Genomic DNA, 18,674 nt, shown 5'->3' with positions numbered 1-18,674 from the left:
TATGCATAAACTGCTGTTCCTCCCCGCCCTGCTCCTGGCTGTATCGGCCCACGCCGAACAACAGCCGCGCAAGCTGGACAACTTTGTCGGCATCAACGTCAAAGGCCCCGTTAGTATGTCGGTCGAAGTCGGCAAGCCGCAATCGGTCACCATTAACGGCGACCCAGCCTTCATCAGCCGCGTGGAAACCGTGGTCGATGGCGGCGTGCTGCGCGTCACCTGGAACGAAAACGGCCCGAAAACCATCAAGGGCGAATCGAAAATCGTGGTGACCGTCCCTGCCCTGACCAGCTTCCGCGTGCAAGGCGCCGGTGAAGCAAATCTGCGCGGCGTCAGCGGTGAGCGCATCGACATCAGTTTCGAAGGCGCCGGCGCGCTGCATGCGGCCGGCCAGGTCAAGCTGCTGCGCCTGAAAGCCCAAGGTGTCGGCGAAGTCGATACCAGGAACCTGAAAGCCGAACGCGCCGACGTCAATTTCAACGGCATGGGCGACGTGGCCGTACATGCTAGCGACACGCTGAACCTCGTGGTGCACGGCATGGGCAACCTGAGCTACTACGGCCATCCGAAGACGGTCAATAAGTCGATCGGCGGCTTCGGCAGCGTCAACGCGAAGGACTGATCACTTTCGCGTGTTTCAGCTCGCGCGTAGGCTTGAAGCCCAGCGCTTCGTATAGCGCCTGCGCGCGTTTGTTCGCTGATCCCACATGCAGAAAGGGCTGCACGCCCTGCTGCTGCATATGGTGCATGCAGTCCAGCACCAGCAGCCTGGCCAGTCCGCGGCCCGTGAAGCCGGGATGCGTACACACTGCGCTCACTTCGCGCATCGCGCCCAGGTCCATGCGTTCACCGGACATGGACACCAGCTTGTCCTGTTCGTGAATACCGATATAACGCCCCATCAAACCGGTACGCGTGCGGAAGTAGCCGGGAAAGGCGATATTGGTCAGCTCCACCATCTGCGGATCATCCTGCGCCAGTTCGCGGATCATGCTGCGATCCGGCGCCGGCACCGCCCCACCTTCGTACACCATCTGCAGCACGTTCGACAGCGGCTGCAACGACCAGCCATCCAGCAGCGCCGGGAAAACGCCCAACACATAGTAATCGCCAGTCATGGACGCGACGTCGGCCGGCATGCCCTCTTCCGGCACCGCCAGAAAAAGCGCTACATCGGCCGGATAGCGGCGGGCCGCCCCGGCCGGAATGTTAAAATGCTCATGCGCCGAAGTCAGCGCAGCCCAGATCGGGTTTTCCAAATTCTGCATACTGTTTATCCCAATGAGTAACTTCCCTGCCTGCCCTAAATGCCAGTCCGAGTATACCTATGAAGACGGCAGCAACTACATCTGCCCCGAGTGCGGCCACGAATGGTCCGCCACCGCGGAAGCGGCTGTGGAAACCGCACGCGTCTATCGCGACGCCGCCGGCAACCTCCTGCAGGATGGCGACACTGTCACCGTTATCAAGGACTTGAAACCAAAAGGTTCGGGCGGCGTGATCAAGCAAGGCACCAAGGTCAAGAACATCCGCCTGGTCGACAGCGATCACGATATCGACTGCAAGATCGACGGCTTCGGCGCCATGAGCCTGAAGTCCGAGTTCGTGAAGAAGGTGTGACAATTCGCGTACATTTGCGACGAAATAGTATCGTATAGTCAAGCCTTCTTTCATCATAGGAGGCTGTCCATGAAAAGAGCGCTGATTGCCCTCGGCATCACGATGCTGTTCTCCACCGCCCACGCTGTCAGCCCAATGGGCGAGAAGAGAGACGAATCCAGCGCCATCATGGACGTCAACGCTGCCGGTGAAACGGTCGGCGAAATCAAGGACGAAGACGGCAACCGCCGCGCCATCCTGATCTCCAATGGACGCAATATCGAAATCGGCACGCTCGGCGGCAATGAGAGCGTGGCCAACGCGATCAACAATTCCGGTCTGGTCACAGGCGCTGCACTGACCGCAACCAACGCCTGGCACGCTTACCGTTACGACGAAAGCCTGCGCATGCGCGACCTGGGCACGCTGGGCGGCAATAGCAGCGTGGGCACGGCCATCAATGATCAGGGCCATGTAGTCGGCTATGCGGATACCCCTGACGGCACTTTCCATGCGTTTGTCGATAACGGTGTTGGCATGCTGGACCTGGGCACTTTCGGCGGCAAGAACAGCTACGCGACGGCCGTCAATAATCACGGACTAGTAGTGGGCGCGGCCCAGCTGCCGAACGGCTATCGCCGCGCCTTCCTGTACAAACCGGGCAGCGGCATGATCGAGCTGCCGGGCTTCGGCGGCCGCATCAGTGTGGCGACTGCGATCAACGATGCCGGTGTGGTGGTCGGCGCGGCCGAAACCCCGGATCATAAATGGCATGCCTTCACATATGACGGCAAGCGCATGGTCGATCTCGGCGCCATGATGGTTGCCGGGAACAGCTACGCAACCGGCATCAATGCCAACGGCGATATCGTCGGCACGCTCAAGATCAAGAACCACGATGCGCCGCATACCTTCATCTACAAGGATGGCCGCATGCACATCCGCGCGGGTGGCCGCGGCCTCTACCTGACCAAGCGCATCACCGACGACGGCCAGATCATCGGCGCCTGGTACACGGGCCACGTCCTCAAAGCCGGCACGGTCCCGGCCGTGCAGCCGGAAGGCGCCGCACGCTTCAATCCCGGCGACTGGATGACCTTTGCCCTGCTGGTGGGCGTGCTGCTGTGGGCGGTCTTCAAAGTGATCGAGCACAAACGCAAGGGCTTCGAATTCCGCATGTTCAGTTTTTCGTTCTGAAGACTTGCCGGAGCGATTGCGCAGCAAGCATCGCATCGCTCCACGCTTCCAATTGCTCCAGGCTTCCAATTGCTCCAGGCTGTCCGCAGGCTGGCCGTGCAGCTCGAAGATGCGGTAGTTGTAAGCCAGCACGCGGCGAGCCAGGGTGTCGTCGCGCTGGGCGGTCTTCCATGGCGAGTCGTATTGGCCTTGTGCTGAGGCAGGCATACCGCCAAGTCCGCGAGTGCAGCGCGGGGCGTGTTGAGAACGCGCAAAGCAGGCTACACTAGCGGACATCAATCATTAGGAGACCCGCCGCATGCAACGTCACATCCCTGCCCTGATCGCAATCGCCGCGGCGACGATGTTACCCGTTACCGCTTTCGCAGCTGCCTGCGGCAAAGCGCCATCTGGCGAGCTGACGGCGCAGCGCATTGCGGCCGTTACGCCAACGCGCAATGAGCCGGGACTGTATGAAGGTCCGGTATGGATCGGTGACGCACTGTACTTCTCTGACTTTGCGTTCAGCCAGGGCTTCCCTTCGCGCATTCGCAAGCTGGCCGCCGACGGCAGCGTCAGTACGGTCACCGATGATAGCGGTAGCAATGGCCTGGCCGTTGACGCGGCCGGCAAGCTGATCGTGGCAAGCCACAAGGACAAGGCAGTGCTGCGGCAATCGAGCGATGGCAAGCGAACCGTCATCGCGCAGCGCTACGAAGGCAACGTCTTTAATTCGCCGAACGATATCGCGCTCACCACTGACGGCACGCTTTACTTCACCGATCCGGACTATCAGAAAACCGCTGCGCCGGGCGGCCAGCCGGTGACAGGCATCTACCGCGTCGGCACCGACGGCAAGGTCACGCTGGTGGACGGCACGCGCCACAACCCGAACGGCATTGCGCTGTCGCTGAAGGAAGACATCCTGTATGTGAACGCCAGTGATGATGAAGTGCGCGCATACCCAATCAAGAACGGCGTACCGCAATCGGCACGGCATTTCGCGCGCATCGAAGGCGGCGACGGCATGACGCTCGACTGCCACGGCAATCTGTACGTGACCGAGCACGGCGCCAGGCGCGTGCGCGTGTTTGATCCGCAAGGCGAAGTGCTCGCAACGATTCGCGTAGACGCCAACGTGACCAACGTGGCCTTCGGCGGCAAGGAGGGCAAGACGTTGTACATCACGGGTGCAGGCGCCGTGTGGCAGCTGCCGCTCGACGTCACCGGACGCCCGTACTAGCCGTCACCGGCGCGCAGCCGCCCACGCATCTGACGCACAACTGCGCGCGCCAGCCAAGGCCGCGATGCCGAAGCCGAAGGCCGCGATAGCAGCGATGGGTATGGCTAAGGGCGTAGGCCACTCGGGCCTCGCCGGCTTCTCAGGCGCGCAGCGCGATGCGGCGGCGCTCGCGGGCTGACTGATAAATCGCCTCGATAATGCGGATATCGCGCAAGCCCTCTTCGCCCGCCACGATAGGCTCGCGGTTCTGCAAAACGCATTGCGCCATATGATCGAGTTGCCCCGCCCATTGCGTGGCGCCCGGCCCCGGCGGCGGCGTGATTTCGTTGTCGCGCCCGCGGCCAACCCACAGCCGGTTGCCATCGTAAGACGTGCCCGGCTCCAGTTCAATACGTCCCTTATCGCCCATCAGCAAAATGTGATTCTGGTTCGCGCTGTACATCGACATGCACGAACCGATCACGCCTGAAGGGAACTCCAGGGTGAACTGGATCATATCCTCCACCTCGCGGAAGCGCGGATCATTGCGGTCCGTCTGCTCATGCGCATACACGGCCACCGGCTCCTCGCCCGTCATATAGCGCGCCGCCTGTAGCGCATAGATGCCGATGTCCATCATCGAGCCGCCGCCGGACATGGCCTTCTTGAGGCGCCACGCATTCGGATTGCCCGCCACGAAGCCATGCTCCGAGCGGAAATAGCGCAGTTTGCCGATCTCGCCCGCCCGGGCGCGGCGCACCGCCTCCAGATTGTAGGCTTCGAAATGGCAGCGATAGCCGATCATCAGCTTCTTACCCGCTTTTTTGCAGGCCGCAATCATCTGTTCGCACTCGGCCGACGATACCGCCATCGGCTTCTCGCACAGCACATGCTTGCCCGCCTGCGCCGCGCGGATCGTGTACTCGGCATGCATCGACACCGGCAAGCAGACGTAGACCACATCGATATCCGGATTGTCGCGGATGCCGTCGTAATTCGCGTAGTTATAGATCGAGCGCTCCGGCACGCCATATTCGGCCGCCACGCGGCGCGCCTTGGCTGGGTCGCCGCTGACCAGCGCCACCAGCTTGCTGTGCTGGCAGTTCTTGAACTGCGGGATGATGATGCCCAAGCCATAGCCGCCCAGGCCGACGATGGCATAGCCGATCTTGCGGCCGGTATTCTGAGCAGCGGCGGGAGCGCCGATGGCGGCGGCCGCGATGGCGCCACCGGCGGCGAGTACGAATTCACGACGATCGGTCATTGCGAACTCCTGGCAGAAAAATGGTAGCGCAATCATACCACCATAAAAAAATGGACGCCGCAGCGTCCATTTTCGATTTTTAGCCCTGAGTCAGGAAGGTCTTCAGCTTGTCGGAGCGCGACGGCTGGCGCAGCTTGCTCATCGCCTTCGCCTCGATCTGGCGGATGCGTTCGCGGGTCACGTCGAACTGCTTGCCCACTTCTTCCAGCGTGTGGTCGTTCGACATCTCGACACCGTAACGCATGCGCAGCACCTTGGCTTCGCGCGGAGTCAGGGAATCCAGCACTTCCTTGATCACGTTGCGCATCGACGCGTGCAGCGCTGCATCCAGCGGCGCCAGCGTGGTGTTGTCTTCGATGAAGTCACCCAGCTGGGAATCGCCATCCTCGCCCATCGGCGTCTCCATGGAGATCGGCTCCTTGGCGATCTTCATGATTTCGCGGACCTTCGATTCCGGCATTTCCATCTTCACTGCCAGCGTTGCCATATCCGGCTCGGAACCGGTTTCCTGCATGATCTGGCGCGAGATGCGGTTCATCTTGTTGATGGTTTCGATCATGTGCACCGGCACGCGGATGGTACGGGCCATGTCCGCGATCGAACGGGTGATGGCCTGACGAATCCACCAGGTCGCGTAGGTCGAGAACTTGTAGCCGCGGCGGTATTCGAACTTGTCCACCGCCTTCAGCAGACCGATATTGCCTTCCTGGATCAGGTCCAGGAACTGCAGGCCGCGGTTGATGTACTTCTTCGCGATCGAGATCACCAGACGCAGGTTAGCCACGGTCATTTCGCGCTTCGCGGTACGCGCACGCTTTTCGCCGGCAGCCATCTGCTTGTTGATCACGCGCAGATCGGCCAGCGGCAGCGCCACGCGCTCCTGCAGGTCAACCATCTTGTTCTGCAGTTCCTTGATGGCGGGGACGTTACGGCCCAGCACCGCGGAATACGGATGGCCCGCAGCCACTTCGCCGTCCACCCAGTCCAGGTTCGTCTCGTTGCCGGGGAAGACCTTGATGAAGTGGGCGCGCGGCATACCGCAGCGGTTCACGCACAGTTCCAGCACGGCGCGTTCGATCGAGCGCACCTGCTCCATCTGCGAACGCAGGGTGTCGCACAGCTTCTCCACCACTTTCGCGGTGAAGCGGATGCCCAGCAGCTCGCTGGAAATCACGTCCTGCGCCTTCTTGTACGAAGCGGAACCGTAAGCAGCCTTGCGCATCTTGTCGTACTGCGACGAGATCAGGGCGAACTTTTCCAGCGCATCGTTCTTCAGCTGCGCCAGCTGTTCGGTCGAATAACCGGCCGCGCCGCCATTGACGTCGCCGTCCTCATCGTCGTCCAGTTCTTCTTCGTCGTCTTCATCGTCGGAAGCTGCGGCCTTCGGCGCAGGCGCGACCGGCGCGCTGACTTCGTTCAGGTCCACGAAACCGTCGACCACGTCGTCAACCTTCATCTCATCGTTCTCGATCTTGGCAGCCAGGGCCAGGATTTCGTCGATGGTGGTCGGGCAGGCGGAAATCGCCTGGATCATGTCGCGCAGGCCTTCTTCGATACGCTTCGCGATCTCGATTTCGCCTTCGCGGGTCAGCAGGGCCACGGCGCCCATTTCACGCATATACATACGCACCGGGTCGGTGGTACGGCCGAAGTCCGAATCCACGGTGGACAGCGCGGTCGCCGCGGCAGCTTCCACTTCATCGTCGCTGGCGGCAGCCGGCACGTTATCGCTCAGCAGCAGCGCTTCCGCATCCGGTGCGCGCTCGTACACGGCGATGCCCATGTCGTTGAAGGTTGCGATAATGCCTTCGATTGCTTCCGGATCGACAATGTTTTCCGGCAGGTGGTCGTTGATCTCGGCGTAGGTCAGGTAGCCGCGGTCCTTGCCCAGGTTGATCAGGTTCTTGAACTGCAGGCGGCGCTTCTCCATCTCCTCGGCGGAGGAGCCTTCGCCCATGGCCAGTGCGTCCAGGCCCTTGGCCTTGCGCTCGCGCGCCTTGGACGCGTGCTTCAGCTCTGCGCGTTCCACCGCGTTCAGCGCTGCCACTTCGTCGTTCTCTGGCGTGAATTCGCTCGGCTTGCGGCCACGGCGGCCCGGCACCTTCACTTGCGGCAGCAGATAGCCGGAGGTGTCGATGGATGCCAGCACGGCGGCGTCCTTCACTTCCACCACGGCGGCCGGACCGGAAGTCACGGCGGCTGGCGCAGCGTCGGCTGCCTTGGCCTTGCGGGCACGGGTAACTTTCACCGCAGGTGCAGCTTCTTCAACAGGAGCGGCCAGCGGCGCTGCCTTGGCGGCGGCGGTCTTGCGCACGGCTTTCACTTTCACCTCCACTGCCGGCTCTTCCACTGGTGCCTCAACCGGCACAGCGGACAGGCGGCGGGTTTTCTTGACCACGGTGACTTTGCCGGCTTCCTCTTGCGCGTTGTCGATCACATACGATAAAGTAGGTTTCGGTACTGCCAGGTTGGCGGCGGCGGCGGTGCGCGACGACGGCTTCTTGGCGGACAGCGTAAGGGTTTTCGGCGTTTTCGTCATTGAAATATCTTCCTCTGCGCGCCCAACGGGCACACAACGCGATTGTTCGGGTCGGGATAATCCGGAATGAAAAAAGCCCGTCGTACGGGCCGTTTCACTATGTATTCAGTGCTGAATAGAAGAGAGGGCACATGCCCAATGGCTGGACTACTGAGGGCGGCTCGGCCCCGGTCTACAACTCTTTACCAAACTGAACTCACACCGTCCTGCATTTGGTGCGTCGATCATTATACACAGTTTACGGCCTGACTGCACCTGCGATTTCAGTGAGCAAAACAACATCATGGCGGGAAATGCAATGCGTGGCCCCCTCGCCCATGGTATGCTGGCGGCTTCCGAGTAACCTCCGAAGTCAATGAACACTAGCACTACCCCTCAGGCGCCGGACGCTGAAGTCCCGGCCGCGCCGCAGTCCGCTCGCTCCCTGCTCAAGCAATTGCAGCAAGAATACGCTCCATTCCGCGATTGTCTGCCTCTTTCCATCGGCATCGATAAGCAGATAGTGGCGGCCATCCCGGAAATCAACCGCAAATTGATGCGTGCCGCGCTTGGCATTCACACCAGCTCGCAGCGTTACCTGCGCGCCATGGAAAAAGCCACCGTGCGCTACAACCTGGATGGCACCACGGGTGCTGAAGTGACGGACACGCACCGCAAGCATGCCAAAGAGGTATTGCAGGAGCGCTTCAAGAAGGAAGTCGATCGCCGCAAAGCCGAGCGTGAAGCTGCCGCCGCCGAGGAAGCCGCGAAGCGCCGCCAGGAAAAACTGGAAGCGCTGACCGCCAAATTCTCACGCAAATGATCGAGTCGCCGGAATCCACGCCGGAACTGCCGCCTTACCCCGGCATCCGGCTGGCCGACGTCCGGCTCGTGAAGTCCGCCGCCGATGCGGAAGCCGCGCAAGCGGCCCTGCTGGCAGCGGACGCCATCGGTTTCGATACCGAGTCCAAACCTACTTTTGTCAAAGGCGAAAGTTCGGACGGCCCGCATCTGGTGCAGTTGGCCGACGATAAACACGCCTGGCTGTTTCAGGTTGGCGCAGATCCTTCGCCCTTTTTGCCGGCGCTGCGGGCGATTCTGGAATCGGACAACACACTCAAGGTGGGCTTCGGGCTGTCCGACGACATCAAGCGCGTGCGCGCCAAACTGGGCATCGAGCCGCTGAAAGTCGTTGACCTGTCCGTTCTGCTGCGCGTGCCGGGACAGAAGAATGACCTCGGCGCGAAAAGCGCCGTGGCCAAGTTCTTCGGCCAGACGCTGCAGAAGTCCAAGAAGATTTCGACCACCAACTGGGCCGCACCGCGCCTCAGCGAAAAACAGATTCTTTACGCGGCCGACGATGCGCAGGTTGCGCTGCGCGTGTTCCGCCACTGGATCGCGGAAGGCAATGTGCTGCCGCCGATTCGTCCACCCAAGCCGCCGAAGCCCAAGCGCGCGCCGAATCCGCCGCGCCCGCTTGCGCCGGTCCTCGCGCAAAACGCCGGCGGCTCGCGCCCCGCTGCAGCTGCGGCGGGCGCCAACGCTGCGGGCGCGGCCAGCGCCGCAACTCAGGCCGTGCCGGCGCTGCTCAAGCCTACGCCGCCCTCGCACGACTGAGCGCAGGCCAGGCGTCCCAGCGTCGCCACCGCGGCGGCATGCCGCTCATCCCACACATGTCCGTAATTCAGGCGGATGCAATTCCTGAACTCGCGCTTGGCGCTGAACATCGGCCCCGGCGCGATGCTGATGCCTGCCGCCAGTGCTTGCCGGTGCAATTCCAGCGCGTCGCATTGTTCCGGCAAGACCAGCCAAAGGAAATAGCCACCTTCGGGCCGCGTCACGCGCGTACCTGAGGGGAAGTGCTGCGAGATCGCATCCAGCATGTGCCGCTGCTGTCCCGACAACGCCGCGCGCAACTGGCGCAAGTAGCGCTCATAGCCGCCCTGCCCCAGATAACCCGCCAGCGCCAGCTGCGAGGGCATCGCGGCGGCCAGGCTGGTGGTCAGTTTCAGGCGCTCGACATCGCGCGCAAACCGCCCCGGCGCCGCCCAGCCCACGCGAAAGCCCGGCGCCAGGCACTTCGAAAACGAGCTGCAATGCATGACCAACCCCTGCGTGTCGAAGCGCTTGGCCAACGCGGGACGCTGCGCGCCAAAATACAGCTCGCCATACACATCGTCCTCGATCAGTGGCACGCCATGTGACGACAGCAGCTCAACCAGTGCCTGCTTCTTCGCCGGCGGCATCAGGCTGCCCAGCGGATTCTGGAAGCTGGTCATCAGCCAGCACGCCTTGGGCTGGTGCTGTTCCAGCGCCACGGACAGCGCATCGAGATCGATGCCATCACGCGGATGGGTCGCGATTTCGACGGCCTTCAAATCCAGCCGCTCCAGCGCCTGCAAGGCCGCATAGAAACTGGGCGACTCGATCAGTACGGTGTCGCCAGGCCGTGCCACCGCTTGCAGACAAAGATTCAGCGCCTCCAGCGCGCCGTTGGTGATGACGATATCGTCGGCCGGCACCTGCACGCCATCGAGCTGGTAACGCAAGGCGATCTGGCGGCGCAGCTCCGCATTCCCCGGCGGGAGATCGGCCACTGTGCTCCACGGGTCGATATTGCGCAAGCTGGCCGCCGCCGCGCGCGCCAGCTTCTCCAGCGGGAACAGCAGGGGGCTGGGGAAGGCCGAACCGAAAGGCACGATATCCGGCGCGCGGCTGGCATCGAGCACGCTGAACACCAGCTCACTGACATCGACCCGCGTGGACGCAGGGTCCGGCCGCGACACCTCAGGCTCCGGGGCAGCCGGCAATCGGCGCGGCGCCACGTAGTAGCCGGAACGGGGACGGGACTCGATCAAACCGCGCGCTTCGAGCAGGTAGTAAGCCTGGAACACGGTCGACGGGCTGACGCCGCGCCGCTCCTGCTGCTGCCGCACGGACGGCAGGCGCTCACCTTCGCGCAGCACGCCGCTGGCCATCAAATCCCCAAGTTCTTCGGCCAGCGCCTCATACAGCTTCAAACTGATACCCCCGTGATGGTGAACTTTTGATCCTGTTATTCTTCAGCCAGCAGGCGTATCCTTGGAGGACAACCAAGAATAACGGATGCATTTATGCGAATTTTCTCATCAATCGCTCTCCTTGTGGCCCTGCCGCTTCTGGCCCGCGCGGAGCCACTGAAACCCCTGCCCGATACCGTTGAACAGCGCGTGGTGGCGTGCACGGCCTGCCATAAACTGAAGGAAGAGGGAGACGCCTTCTTCCCGCGTATCGCAGGCAAGCCGGCCGGCTACCTGTTCAACCAGCTGCAGAACTTCCGCGACGGCCGCCGCCAGTACCCGCTGATGACTTACATGGTGGAGCAACTGCCGGAGTCCTACCTGCGCGAGATCGCGCAATACTTCTCCGACCTGCATCCGCCCTACCCGCCGCCGGCGCCGACCAGCGCCACCCCGGCCATGATCGAACGCGGGCGCGTCATCGTGCACCAGGGCGACCCGGCCAATAAAGTCCCGGCCTGCATCGCCTGCCACGGCGACAAGATGACCGGCGTTGCGCCATCCATTCCCGGCCTGATTGGCTTGCCGCGCGATTACATCAATGCGCAATTCGGCGCCTGGCGCAATAAGGTGCGCAAGGCCCACGCGCCGGACTGCATGGCAGATATCGCCAACCGCCTGAGCGAGGCCGACGTGGCCGCCGTCTCCGGCTGGCTCGCCAGCCAGCCTGCCGACGCCGAAATGCGTCCCGCCGACAGCTTGCCCAAGCCTTTGCCGCTGAAGTGCGGCGGCGTACCACAACAATAAAACTGCCATGAAAAGAACAATCCGAATCATCATCGCCGTGCTCCTGCTGCTGGTTGTGGGCGCGGTCGGCTTCATCTGGCCCAAGCACGATGCCGGCCCGCCGCCGAGCGAAGCATCGAAGTCCATGCCGCTGGCCGACAAGGTGGCGCGCGGCGCTTATCTGGCGAAAGCCGGCGACTGCATGGCCTGCCACACGCCGCGCGGTGGCGCAGCTTATGCGGGCGGCCGTACCTTGCAGACGCCGTTCGGCGGCGTGGTGTCGCCCAACATCACGTCCGACAAGGAAACCGGCATCGGTTCCTGGACCGCCGACGATTTCTGGAACGCCCTGCATAACGGCACCGCCAGGGATGGACGCCTGCTCTACCCTGCTTTCCCGTACACGAACTATACGGTTGTCAGCCGCGACGATTCGGATGCGCTGTACGCCTATTTCCAGACCGTGCCTGCGGTGAAAAAGAAAAGCGAGCCGCATACCCTGCGCTTTCCTTACAACCAGCAGGTGATGCTGGCCGTCTGGCGCGCGCTGTACTTCAAACCGGCCGTCTTCGAAGCGAACAAGGCGAAGCCTGCGGACTGGAACCGCGGCGCTTATCTGGTCAACGGCCTGGGGCACTGCGTGGCCTGCCATAGCTCGCGCAATGTGCTGGGCGCCAGCGACAACAGCTTGTCCGGCGGCCTGATTCCGGTGCTGGGCTGGTATGCACCTTCGCTGACGTCCGATGCCGAAGCGGGTCTCGGTAACTGGCAGGTCGAGCACATCTCGGATCTGCTGAAGACTGGCGTGTCGCCACGCGCGACCGTGTTTGGTCCGATGGCCGAGGTGGTGCGCGAGAGCTTGCAGCATCTGTCCGACGACGATGTGCACGCGATGGCGGTCTATCTGAAGTCGCTGCCGGCCGAGAACGACGGCAAGCCGCAGTATGAACGCTCGAAGGAAGCCGAAGCGATTGCTTATCTGGCGGCCGGCGAGAAGATCTACAGGAATATGTGCATGGACTGCCACGGCGAGAAAGGTGAAGGCAATGCGCCGCACTATCCGCCGCTTTCGGGTAATCGCGCGCTGACCATGGACGTGGCGGTCAATCCAATTCGCATTGTGCTGAATGGCGGCTTTGCGCCGGGCACTGCAGGCAATCCACGGCCTTACGGCATGCCGCCGTTCAGCCATGCGCTGAGTGATATGGAAGTGGCGCAGGTGGTGTCTTACCTGCGCAGCGCCTGGGGCAATAATGCGCCACCGGTGAACAGCACGGACGTGAACCGCTACCGCAACGTGCCGCTTGATTAAAACCTGATGCAAAAGCTAGTGGCAGGCACATCGTGCCTGCCACTTGGTTTCCGCCGTGGGTTTTTACATCATGTCCGCGAAACCGATGCGATCGGTGGTGGCGTTGCGTGCATCGTCGACGCCAACCTTCTTCTTGGCCAGCAGCTCACGCAAGGAGGCGTTCATGGTATGGCAGCCTTCCGCGCCCTTGTGCTCCATCAGCTGGCGAATACCGGACAAATTCGCCGACTCGATCAGCTCCTTCACTTCAGGATGAACGGTCAGCGATTCCGTGGCCAGGTGGTAGCCGTCATTATCCTGCGCCGGCAGCAGCGCCTGGCACAGCACACCGCGCAAGGCATGCGCCAGCGCCTGGTTCTGCGATTCCGAATTACCCAGCAGGCGCATCATCTTCTGCAGTCCCAGCTCGGTCGAGCGCGCATGCAGGGAAGCCAACACCAGCGGACCGGATTCAGCCAGCGCCAGCGCCTCGCGCGCCGTTTCCGCATCGCGGATCTCGCCAATCACGATCACGTCCGGACGCTCGCGCAAGGCATCTTTCGCGCCCAGGTCAAAGCTCTCCACGTCGCCGTCATAACCCACTTCGCGCTGCGTGATGACGCATTTGCGCTGAGGGATCAGGGTTTCGACCGGATCTTCAATGGTGATGATGTGGCCGGAGCGGGTCTTGTTAATCTCGTCCAGCATCGACGCGATGGTGGTCGACTTGCCCTGGCAAGTGTCGCCGATAATCAGCAGCAGACCACTGGTCAGGTGAGCGAATTTGGCTTCGTTGGTGCGCAGACCCAGATTCGCCAGCGGCAGCGGTTCACGCGGGAAGCGGCGCACCACGCAGCCCAGGCGCTTCTTGCCCTGGAAGGAGAAGCAGTTGGCGCGGATGCGCGCCGTATGCAGGTCGATGGCGCGGTCAAACGCGCGGTCCTGGATGCGTTCGCGCCAGTTCGGCTCCACCACCTCGAAGAATTCTTCCAGCTCCTCGCGGGTGATCGGGGAGTCGGTCACCGCCACCATGCCCTTCGGCTGGCGCAGCAGCAGGGGCGAATTCTGGTGAATCAGGATGTCGCTGAAAACCAGTTTGGAGTTAAGCAGGTGCAGGATCTGTTCGACCAGGGTCCCAAATACCGGGTGGTCTTCGTTCTCGATATAGGAAAGGGTGCGAATTTGCGAGTTTTCCATGGACTCTGCTTTCTCCGGGTGGTTTGTGCGGCTTGCCATGATTCTATTTCATTTGCGCAATAGATATAAGTAGCTTTCATCGTTGCTACAACACTCACACCCGGCTATTCCGCCCCGTTTGCATTCTGATCCCCGTTCAGCGCACTCTGTCGCAAGCGGAAGACGTGGAAGCGGCTCCTGATCTATGATTCTCATCATCAAATATTCGAATTCGAAGGAGCAAGAGATGACTTTTTCTGCTGCAGTGCGCAAATCCGTGCTGGCGATTGCCCTGATGGCGGCCGTGGCGCCGCTGACGCAGGTGTCGGCTTCGCCGGGCTGGTTCGCCGGTGAACGCGTTCAGGGCAGCGGCACGATTGTCAAAACGTCACGCGATGTGAGCGGCTACGACGGCCTGGAAATGGGTCTGCCCGGCACCGTGGAAATCCGTCTCGGCGGCTCGGAAGGTGTGCAGATCGAGGCCGACGATAATCTGACTCCGCTGATCGAAACCGTGGTTGAYGGCGGCACCCTGAAAATCCGCCCTGTGCGCAAGGAGCTGCAATTCAACTCCCGCAACCTGCGCATCGTGGTCAACGCCCGCAAGATGGAGCATATTTCGGTGGGCGGTTCCGGCACCGTGGATGCGGACGGTCTGCGTGGCCAGCGCATGTCCTTCAACGTGGGCGGCTCCGGCTCGATCAATGTGCGCGGCCTGGAAGCCGAATCCGTGAAGGTGTCGCTGGGCGGCAGCGGCAACCTGAAAGCCAGCGGCAATGCCGATAGCTTGACGGTGGCGATTGGCGGTTCCGGTAAGGTCGGCACCGGCCAGTTGCAAGCGCGCGCGGTGAGCGTGAGCATCGGCGGCTCCGGCCAGGCGACTGTCTGGGCCAAACAGACGCTGGCCGTGAGCGTGGCCGGTTCGGGCGATGTGTCTTACTACGGCGACCCGCAAGTCAGCAAATCCATCATGGGGTCCGGCAGTATTCGCCGCATGAGCGGAGCGCCGCAGTAAGCATTACAAGTCGTACTTCAGCTCAGCGTTGACGGTACGCTGCGTGTAGGGGTGGAAGGCCCAATACTTTTTGTTATTGAGATTGTCCACCCCGACCGACGCCGTCCAGTGCTTGTCGAACCGGTAGCGCACCCGCGCATCCATCACGAAGTAATCCGATACCCCCGTGTACGTGAAACCATTCGGATCGCTGTTATCCAGCGTGCCGTATTGCTTGCCGCTGTAGCGCGCACCCAGGCTGGTGGTCCAGTGCTGGCCCACGTGGTAGGACGCCAGGAAGGTGGCCCGCCACTGCGGCACGCGCGGCTGACGCTTGCCGACGCTGGCCGGCAGCGCGTCATTGCTGACGATCTTCGAGTCGGCGTAGGTCAGGCTGCTGTTGATGGACAGACCATGCACCAGCACTTCGTCTTCCTGCTGCGAGATTTCCAGCCCCGTTGTGCGGATCTTGCCCACGTTCTGCACGGTGCTGATGGTCGGCGCTTGCGGCAAGGGCTGCGAGTACAGCGCATCACGCGTGGTTTCGTGGAACACCGTGGCGCGCAGGCTTCCTTTCGCGGTCAGGCGCTCGGCCGTCAGCTCGCTGGTCCACGACTTCTCGGCGCGCAGATTCGGATCGCTGTTGATGATCTTCCCATCGAGGATCGAGCCCTGGAACAGCTCCGAGGCGGTCGGATTGCGCACCGCACGGCCGGTGGAACCCTTCAGCGTCCAGTGGTCGTTCGCCCGCCACGACAGGGCTGCTTTCGGCGACCAGCTTGATTCGCTGCGCTCTGGGAAGCCAACACCCGTCAACTCGCCGCCGTAAGCTTGCCAGCGCTCGCGGCGCAGGCCCAGCATCGCGCGCCAGTCCTCATCGATGCGCCAGGTGTCCTGCACATAAGCGGACGTCAATCGCGTGTTGCCGTTGAAGGTCGACACGGTCTTGCCTTCGCCGGCACTGATCCAGTCGGCGCCGCTGAATACGCGGGTGCGCAGCTTGGCCGTATCGCGCTGCAGACCGAAGTCCAGCGCGTGGCCGTCACCGGGACGCCAGCTACCCTTCAGCGCCATCGTGTTCCAGCCGCTGCCATGCAGATCGGTCACATTGCCCTGCCCTACCGTATCCGGGTCCGGCACCGCCACGGTCGGCGTACGCACCAGGTCACGCACGTAGTCGTACTTGCTCAGCGCGACTTCCCAGTCGAAGCTGCCACGGGCATGGGTCTTCAGCGAGAGGCCCTGCATGATGTGCTCAAGATCGCCGCGGCTTGGCGCGAAATCGGAAGGCAGCAACGTGAAGCGCTTGCCATTGATATTAATGTCGCCCTTGTAGACCGGATTACCTGCCGCGTCGCGCAGATAGGATTCCGAACTGCGCACGGCATCGTTCTGCCACCAGCCCAGCGTGTAGCTGGCGCGCAGCGTCGGCGACAGGTCGTAGGCCAGCTTCACCTTGGCGTGATCCTGCACCGTGTGAATCTGATTGGTGCTGCCGAGGATGTACCAGTCCTTGTTGGCTGGGTTCCTGTCCGCCACCGCGCCCGTCACCGGCACGCCTGCCGTGCTGTTGACGCCCGCAGATAGCAGCTTGTTGGCAAAGGCGATCGGCTGCCCATCGCTATTCAGGCGCGACACGTCCACCCACCACGACAGCGCGCCGTTGCGATTGCCCAGCGAGGCGCTGCCCTGGCGGCCGTAATGATGCGAATCCGTCGCGTACTGCTCGAAGCCCTGCGCAAAGGCGTTGACCTTCACGTGCGCTTCCAGTTTGGTCGGCATGCGGGTCTGGTAGTCCACCACTGCGCCAACCGAGCTGCCCGCGTAGGCTGCAGAGAACGGGCCATACAGCACATCGACGCGCTCGATTTCTTCCGGCGTCACTAGGCCCCAGCGCGGCGTGAACGTCGCACCATTGCCCAACAGATTTGACAGCAGAATGCCATCCGCGTACACCAGCGAACGCGCGCTGTTGCCGGTGCCGGAGGCGCGGCTGGCCAGTACGGCGTGATCGTAATCGCCTGCATAGCGCTTGCGCACATTCAGGCTTGGCAGGTATTTCAGCGCGTCCTCGGCGTCCACCGCGTTGATGCGATCTTCAATCTGCTCGCCAGTGATGCCCTCAATCGTGGTCGGAATCTGCGTCGGCAGCGAGGTTGGACGGCCGCCCGTCACGGTCACCACGTGGTCCGCGTGCGCCGCGCAGGAAAGGCCCATCGCCGCCAGCATCGCTGCCAGCGGTTTGTATTTCAGTTGCATAGGGACTCCTTAGTGGTGCGCGTGTTCGCTCGGCGCGGCAGGCTGAATCTCCAGCGCTGGCGCCGGGTTCTTGCCGCCAGGCGTGGTCTCATCCCAGCCCTCGCTGCCCTTTTCACAGACCTGCGCCACTTTGAAGTAGCGTGTGCCGGTGTCGGCGGGCAGTTTTACCTGCATCACAAATTCGTCGTAATACTCGTCCGGTAGCGGGCCGCCAGTCCAGGTCACGCTGTTCGGCGTAGTCTTGATTTGCCAGCCCTGCTTGGGCATCGGCTTGGCGCCGTTGACGCCTTCCGGCAGTGTGACGGTGATTTCACGCGTCGGGCTGCCCTTGCAGCCATGGCCTACGCGGAAGGTCAGCTTCTGGTAGCTGCCGGCGGTAGCGGTTTTCTGTTCCAGCGTGATGTGGGCGTGTGCCGACGTGGCCAGCAGCGCAGCTGCGGCGATCAGAATGCGTTTCATGTTGTGGCCTTTCAGTGCTGCGCGGGGCTGTAGCCCAGCGGTTTGACCGGCACCTGCACTTCAACGTTGGTGCGCTTCTTGTCTTTCTTGTTTTCGACCACGAGGGTCATCGGCACGGTTTCGCCTTCTTTCAGCTGGCGTTTCAACTGCATCAGCATCACGTGGTAGCCGCCGGACGCCAGCGCCACCGGCTTGCCTGCCGGGAGATCGACGCCATCGACCGGCGCCATATTCATACGGTCGCCCTTCATCTTCATCTGGTGGATTTCAGCATCGGCGACTGGAGTGCGCACTTCGACCAGGCGCGCGTCCTGGGCCGATTGCAACTGCATGAAAGCGCCAGAGGCTTTCGCTGCGGGCACGGTGGCCCGAATCCATGGGTCTTTGACGGTAACTTGCGCGCTTGCGGAAGCGGCAAAAGCGATCGACATTGCGAACGCGAGGAAATGCTTGTTCATTGTTTTCTCCTGAATTGAGGTTAGTCGGATAATTCAGGAGAGCGCGGGCGGACCTCGCGGGTTGGACGTCGACCACACCTGCAACGGTGCGGGCGACTGGTAGAACAGCAGTGGACGCAGGGCGGGCGCCGCATGGTGCACCAACGGGGGTGCGTCGGTTGGCGGCAGGCCGGTGCTGCCTGCATGCGGCAGGCAGTAGGCGCAATCTTCCATGTCCATCTGCATGCCCGTGATGGCACGCGCGGGCTTGCTGCGATCGGTCAGCGCCAGGAAGGTGGCGGCATCCAGCTCGCCGGTGCCACGCAGGCGGGTGCCGTCATTCAGGCAGATCTCCCACACGCGCGGATGGCCTTTGGCGAAGGCCATCGCATGCGAAATCGTCGGCGCGAGCGCGTTCAGCAGCACCGCGAAGCACGCGAGCCAGATGAAAGCCAGCCGTTTTGTCGATTTCAGACGCATGGCGGAGGATTATA

The 18,674-nt window shown here is 62.4% G+C and carries 18 protein-coding genes; 9 read left to right on the top strand and 9 right to left on the bottom strand.

Annotated elements, in window-relative coordinates; all coding sequences use genetic code 11:
* The first annotated feature begins 1 nt into the window (after position 1).
* Positions 2–622, top strand: coding sequence for a GIN domain-containing protein (locus AB4Z19_RS21695; RefSeq protein ID WP_442029580.1), 621 nt, complete (start codon positions 2–4; stop codon positions 620–622).
* On the opposite strand, the gene AB4Z19_RS21690 is transcribed toward AB4Z19_RS21695, so the two are convergent.
* The gene (locus AB4Z19_RS21690; RefSeq protein WP_442029582.1) at positions 606–1,268 is read right to left on the bottom strand and encodes a GNAT family N-acetyltransferase; all 663 of its coding nucleotides are present in this window, start codon (positions 1,266–1,268) and stop codon (positions 606–608) included. The two genes, AB4Z19_RS21695 and AB4Z19_RS21690, sit on opposite strands and share 17 nt — an antisense overlap.
* A gap of 13 nt (positions 1,269–1,281) precedes the next feature.
* Between AB4Z19_RS21690 and AB4Z19_RS21685 the strand changes: the two genes are divergently transcribed.
* The 3 genes from AB4Z19_RS21685 to AB4Z19_RS21675 all read left to right on the top strand — a co-directional run bounded on the left by AB4Z19_RS21685 (position 1,282) and on the right by AB4Z19_RS21675 (position 4,018).
* Positions 1,282–1,620 carry a zinc ribbon domain-containing protein YjdM gene (locus AB4Z19_RS21685; protein ID WP_442029584.1) on the top strand — a complete coding sequence of 113 codons (339 nt, stop codon included), beginning with the start codon at positions 1,282–1,284 and terminating at the stop codon, positions 1,618–1,620.
* A 69-nt stretch (positions 1,621–1,689) separates the two neighbouring features.
* A complete protein-coding gene (locus tag AB4Z19_RS21680) occupies positions 1,690–2,796 on the top strand; it encodes an HAF repeat-containing protein (protein ID WP_442035958.1) in 1,107 nt (368 codons plus the stop codon).
* Between the two features lie 298 nt (positions 2,797–3,094).
* The gene (locus tag AB4Z19_RS21675; RefSeq protein ID WP_442035957.1) at positions 3,095–4,018 is read left to right on the top strand and encodes an SMP-30/gluconolactonase/LRE family protein; all 924 of its coding nucleotides are present in this window, start codon (positions 3,095–3,097) and stop codon (positions 4,016–4,018) included.
* A 139-nt stretch (positions 4,019–4,157) separates the two neighbouring features.
* On the opposite strand, the gene AB4Z19_RS21670 is transcribed toward AB4Z19_RS21675, so the two are convergent.
* Together AB4Z19_RS21670 and rpoD are read right to left on the bottom strand one after the other, a co-directional pair.
* A complete protein-coding gene (locus AB4Z19_RS21670) occupies positions 4,158–5,261 on the bottom strand; it encodes a Gfo/Idh/MocA family protein (RefSeq protein WP_442027852.1) in 1,104 nt (367 codons plus the stop codon).
* A gap of 79 nt (positions 5,262–5,340) precedes the next feature.
* Positions 5,341–7,800: an RNA polymerase sigma factor RpoD gene (gene rpoD, locus AB4Z19_RS21665; RefSeq protein ID WP_442027851.1), complete on the bottom strand. Its 2,460-nt coding sequence runs from the start codon at positions 7,798–7,800 to the stop codon at positions 5,341–5,343.
* 355 nt (positions 7,801–8,155) lie between these two features.
* On the opposite strand from rpoD, the gene AB4Z19_RS21660 reads away from it, so the two are divergent.
* On the top strand, positions 8,156–8,602 hold the full coding sequence (locus tag AB4Z19_RS21660) for a ProQ/FINO family protein (RefSeq protein WP_442035956.1): 447 nt from the start codon (positions 8,156–8,158) through the stop codon (positions 8,600–8,602).
* Positions 8,599–9,396, top strand: a complete 798-nt coding sequence (locus AB4Z19_RS21655; protein WP_442035955.1) for a 3'-5' exonuclease — start codon at positions 8,599–8,601, stop codon at positions 9,394–9,396. The genes AB4Z19_RS21660 and AB4Z19_RS21655 overlap by 4 nt, the downstream gene beginning before the upstream one ends.
* On the opposite strand, the gene AB4Z19_RS21650 is transcribed toward AB4Z19_RS21655, so the two are convergent.
* Positions 9,348–10,799 (bottom strand): aminotransferase-like domain-containing protein, encoded by a 1,452-nt coding sequence (locus AB4Z19_RS21650; RefSeq protein WP_442035954.1) that lies wholly within the window; start codon positions 10,797–10,799, stop codon positions 9,348–9,350. The genes AB4Z19_RS21655 and AB4Z19_RS21650 overlap by 49 nt on opposite strands.
* A 93-nt stretch (positions 10,800–10,892) precedes the next feature.
* On the opposite strand from AB4Z19_RS21650, the gene AB4Z19_RS21645 reads away from it, so the two are divergent.
* Positions 10,893–11,585, top strand: a complete 693-nt coding sequence (locus AB4Z19_RS21645; protein WP_442027895.1) for a c-type cytochrome — start codon at positions 10,893–10,895, stop codon at positions 11,583–11,585.
* A 7-nt stretch (positions 11,586–11,592) separates the two neighbouring features.
* Positions 11,593–12,876, top strand: coding sequence for a c-type cytochrome (locus AB4Z19_RS21640; protein WP_442027897.1), 1,284 nt, complete (start codon positions 11,593–11,595; stop codon positions 12,874–12,876).
* Between the two features lie 63 nt (positions 12,877–12,939).
* Here AB4Z19_RS21640 and AB4Z19_RS21635 read toward each other — a convergent pair whose 3' ends face one another.
* Positions 12,940–14,052 carry a type IV pilus twitching motility protein PilT gene (locus AB4Z19_RS21635; protein WP_442035953.1) on the bottom strand — a complete coding sequence of 371 codons (1,113 nt, stop codon included), beginning with the start codon at positions 14,050–14,052 and terminating at the stop codon, positions 12,940–12,942.
* Positions 14,053–14,278: 226 nt separating this feature from the next.
* Between AB4Z19_RS21635 and AB4Z19_RS21630 the strand changes: the two genes are divergently transcribed.
* A complete protein-coding gene (locus AB4Z19_RS21630) occupies positions 14,279–15,046 on the top strand; it encodes a head GIN domain-containing protein (RefSeq protein WP_442027900.1) in 768 nt (255 codons plus the stop codon).
* Between the two features lie 3 nt (positions 15,047–15,049).
* On the opposite strand, the gene AB4Z19_RS21625 is transcribed toward AB4Z19_RS21630, so the two are convergent.
* Genes AB4Z19_RS21625 through AB4Z19_RS21610 form a run of 4 tightly spaced genes read right to left on the bottom strand, consistent with a single transcriptional unit; the run spans position 15,050 to position 18,660 of the window.
* On the bottom strand, positions 15,050–17,284 hold the full coding sequence (locus AB4Z19_RS21625; RefSeq protein WP_442035952.1) for a TonB-dependent receptor: 2,235 nt from the start codon (positions 17,282–17,284) through the stop codon (positions 15,050–15,052).
* Between the two features lie 9 nt (positions 17,285–17,293).
* Positions 17,294–17,743: a YcnI family copper-binding membrane protein gene (locus tag AB4Z19_RS21620; protein WP_442029600.1), complete on the bottom strand. Its 450-nt coding sequence runs from the start codon at positions 17,741–17,743 to the stop codon at positions 17,294–17,296.
* 11 nt (positions 17,744–17,754) lie between these two features.
* Positions 17,755–18,201, bottom strand: coding sequence for a copper chaperone PCu(A)C (locus AB4Z19_RS21615; protein ID WP_442029602.1), 447 nt, complete (start codon positions 18,199–18,201; stop codon positions 17,755–17,757).
* 33 nt (positions 18,202–18,234) lie between these two features.
* Positions 18,235–18,660 carry a DUF2946 domain-containing protein gene (locus AB4Z19_RS21610; protein ID WP_442035951.1) on the bottom strand — a complete coding sequence of 142 codons (426 nt, stop codon included), beginning with the start codon at positions 18,658–18,660 and terminating at the stop codon, positions 18,235–18,237.
* Between the last annotated feature and the right edge of the window lie 14 nt (positions 18,661–18,674).

This window comes from Pseudoduganella sp. RAF19 (genome assembly GCF_052114165.1).
Lineage (GTDB): Bacteria > Pseudomonadota > Gammaproteobacteria > Burkholderiales > Burkholderiaceae_D > Rugamonas.
This window is presented reverse-complemented; position numbering and strand designations above follow the sequence as displayed.

Coding starts and splice junctions, on each gene's coding strand:
- AB4Z19_RS21660 (WP_442035956.1), top strand. CDS start 8,156: ATGAACACTAGCACTACCCCTCAGGCGCCGGACGCTGAAGTCCCGGCC.
- AB4Z19_RS21620 (WP_442029600.1), bottom strand. CDS start 17,743: ATGAAACGCATTCTGATCGCCGCAGCTGCGCTGCTGGCCACGTCGGCA.
- AB4Z19_RS21635 (WP_442035953.1), bottom strand. CDS start 14,052: ATGGAAAACTCGCAAATTCGCACCCTTTCCTATATCGAGAACGAAGAC.
- AB4Z19_RS21640 (WP_442027897.1), top strand. CDS start 11,593: ATGAAAAGAACAATCCGAATCATCATCGCCGTGCTCCTGCTGCTGGTT.
- AB4Z19_RS21690 (WP_442029582.1), bottom strand. CDS start 1,268: ATGCAGAATTTGGAAAACCCGATCTGGGCTGCGCTGACTTCGGCGCAT.
- rpoD (WP_442027851.1), bottom strand. CDS start 7,800: ATGACGAAAACGCCGAAAACCCTTACGCTGTCCGCCAAGAAGCCGTCG.
- AB4Z19_RS21610 (WP_442035951.1), bottom strand. CDS start 18,660: ATGCGTCTGAAATCGACAAAACGGCTGGCTTTCATCTGGCTCGCGTGC.
- AB4Z19_RS21670 (WP_442027852.1), bottom strand. CDS start 5,261: ATGACCGATCGTCGTGAATTCGTACTCGCCGCCGGTGGCGCCATCGCG.
- AB4Z19_RS21680 (WP_442035958.1), top strand. CDS start 1,690: ATGAAAAGAGCGCTGATTGCCCTCGGCATCACGATGCTGTTCTCCACC.
- AB4Z19_RS21615 (WP_442029602.1), bottom strand. CDS start 18,201: ATGAACAAGCATTTCCTCGCGTTCGCAATGTCGATCGCTTTTGCCGCT.
- AB4Z19_RS21685 (WP_442029584.1), top strand. CDS start 1,282: ATGAGTAACTTCCCTGCCTGCCCTAAATGCCAGTCCGAGTATACCTAT.
- AB4Z19_RS21625 (WP_442035952.1), bottom strand. CDS start 17,284: ATGCAACTGAAATACAAACCGCTGGCAGCGATGCTGGCGGCGATGGGC.
- AB4Z19_RS21695 (WP_442029580.1), top strand. CDS start 2: ATGCATAAACTGCTGTTCCTCCCCGCCCTGCTCCTGGCTGTATCGGCC.
- AB4Z19_RS21645 (WP_442027895.1), top strand. CDS start 10,893: ATGCGAATTTTCTCATCAATCGCTCTCCTTGTGGCCCTGCCGCTTCTG.
- AB4Z19_RS21675 (WP_442035957.1), top strand. CDS start 3,095: ATGCAACGTCACATCCCTGCCCTGATCGCAATCGCCGCGGCGACGATG.
- AB4Z19_RS21655 (WP_442035955.1), top strand. CDS start 8,599: ATGATCGAGTCGCCGGAATCCACGCCGGAACTGCCGCCTTACCCCGGC.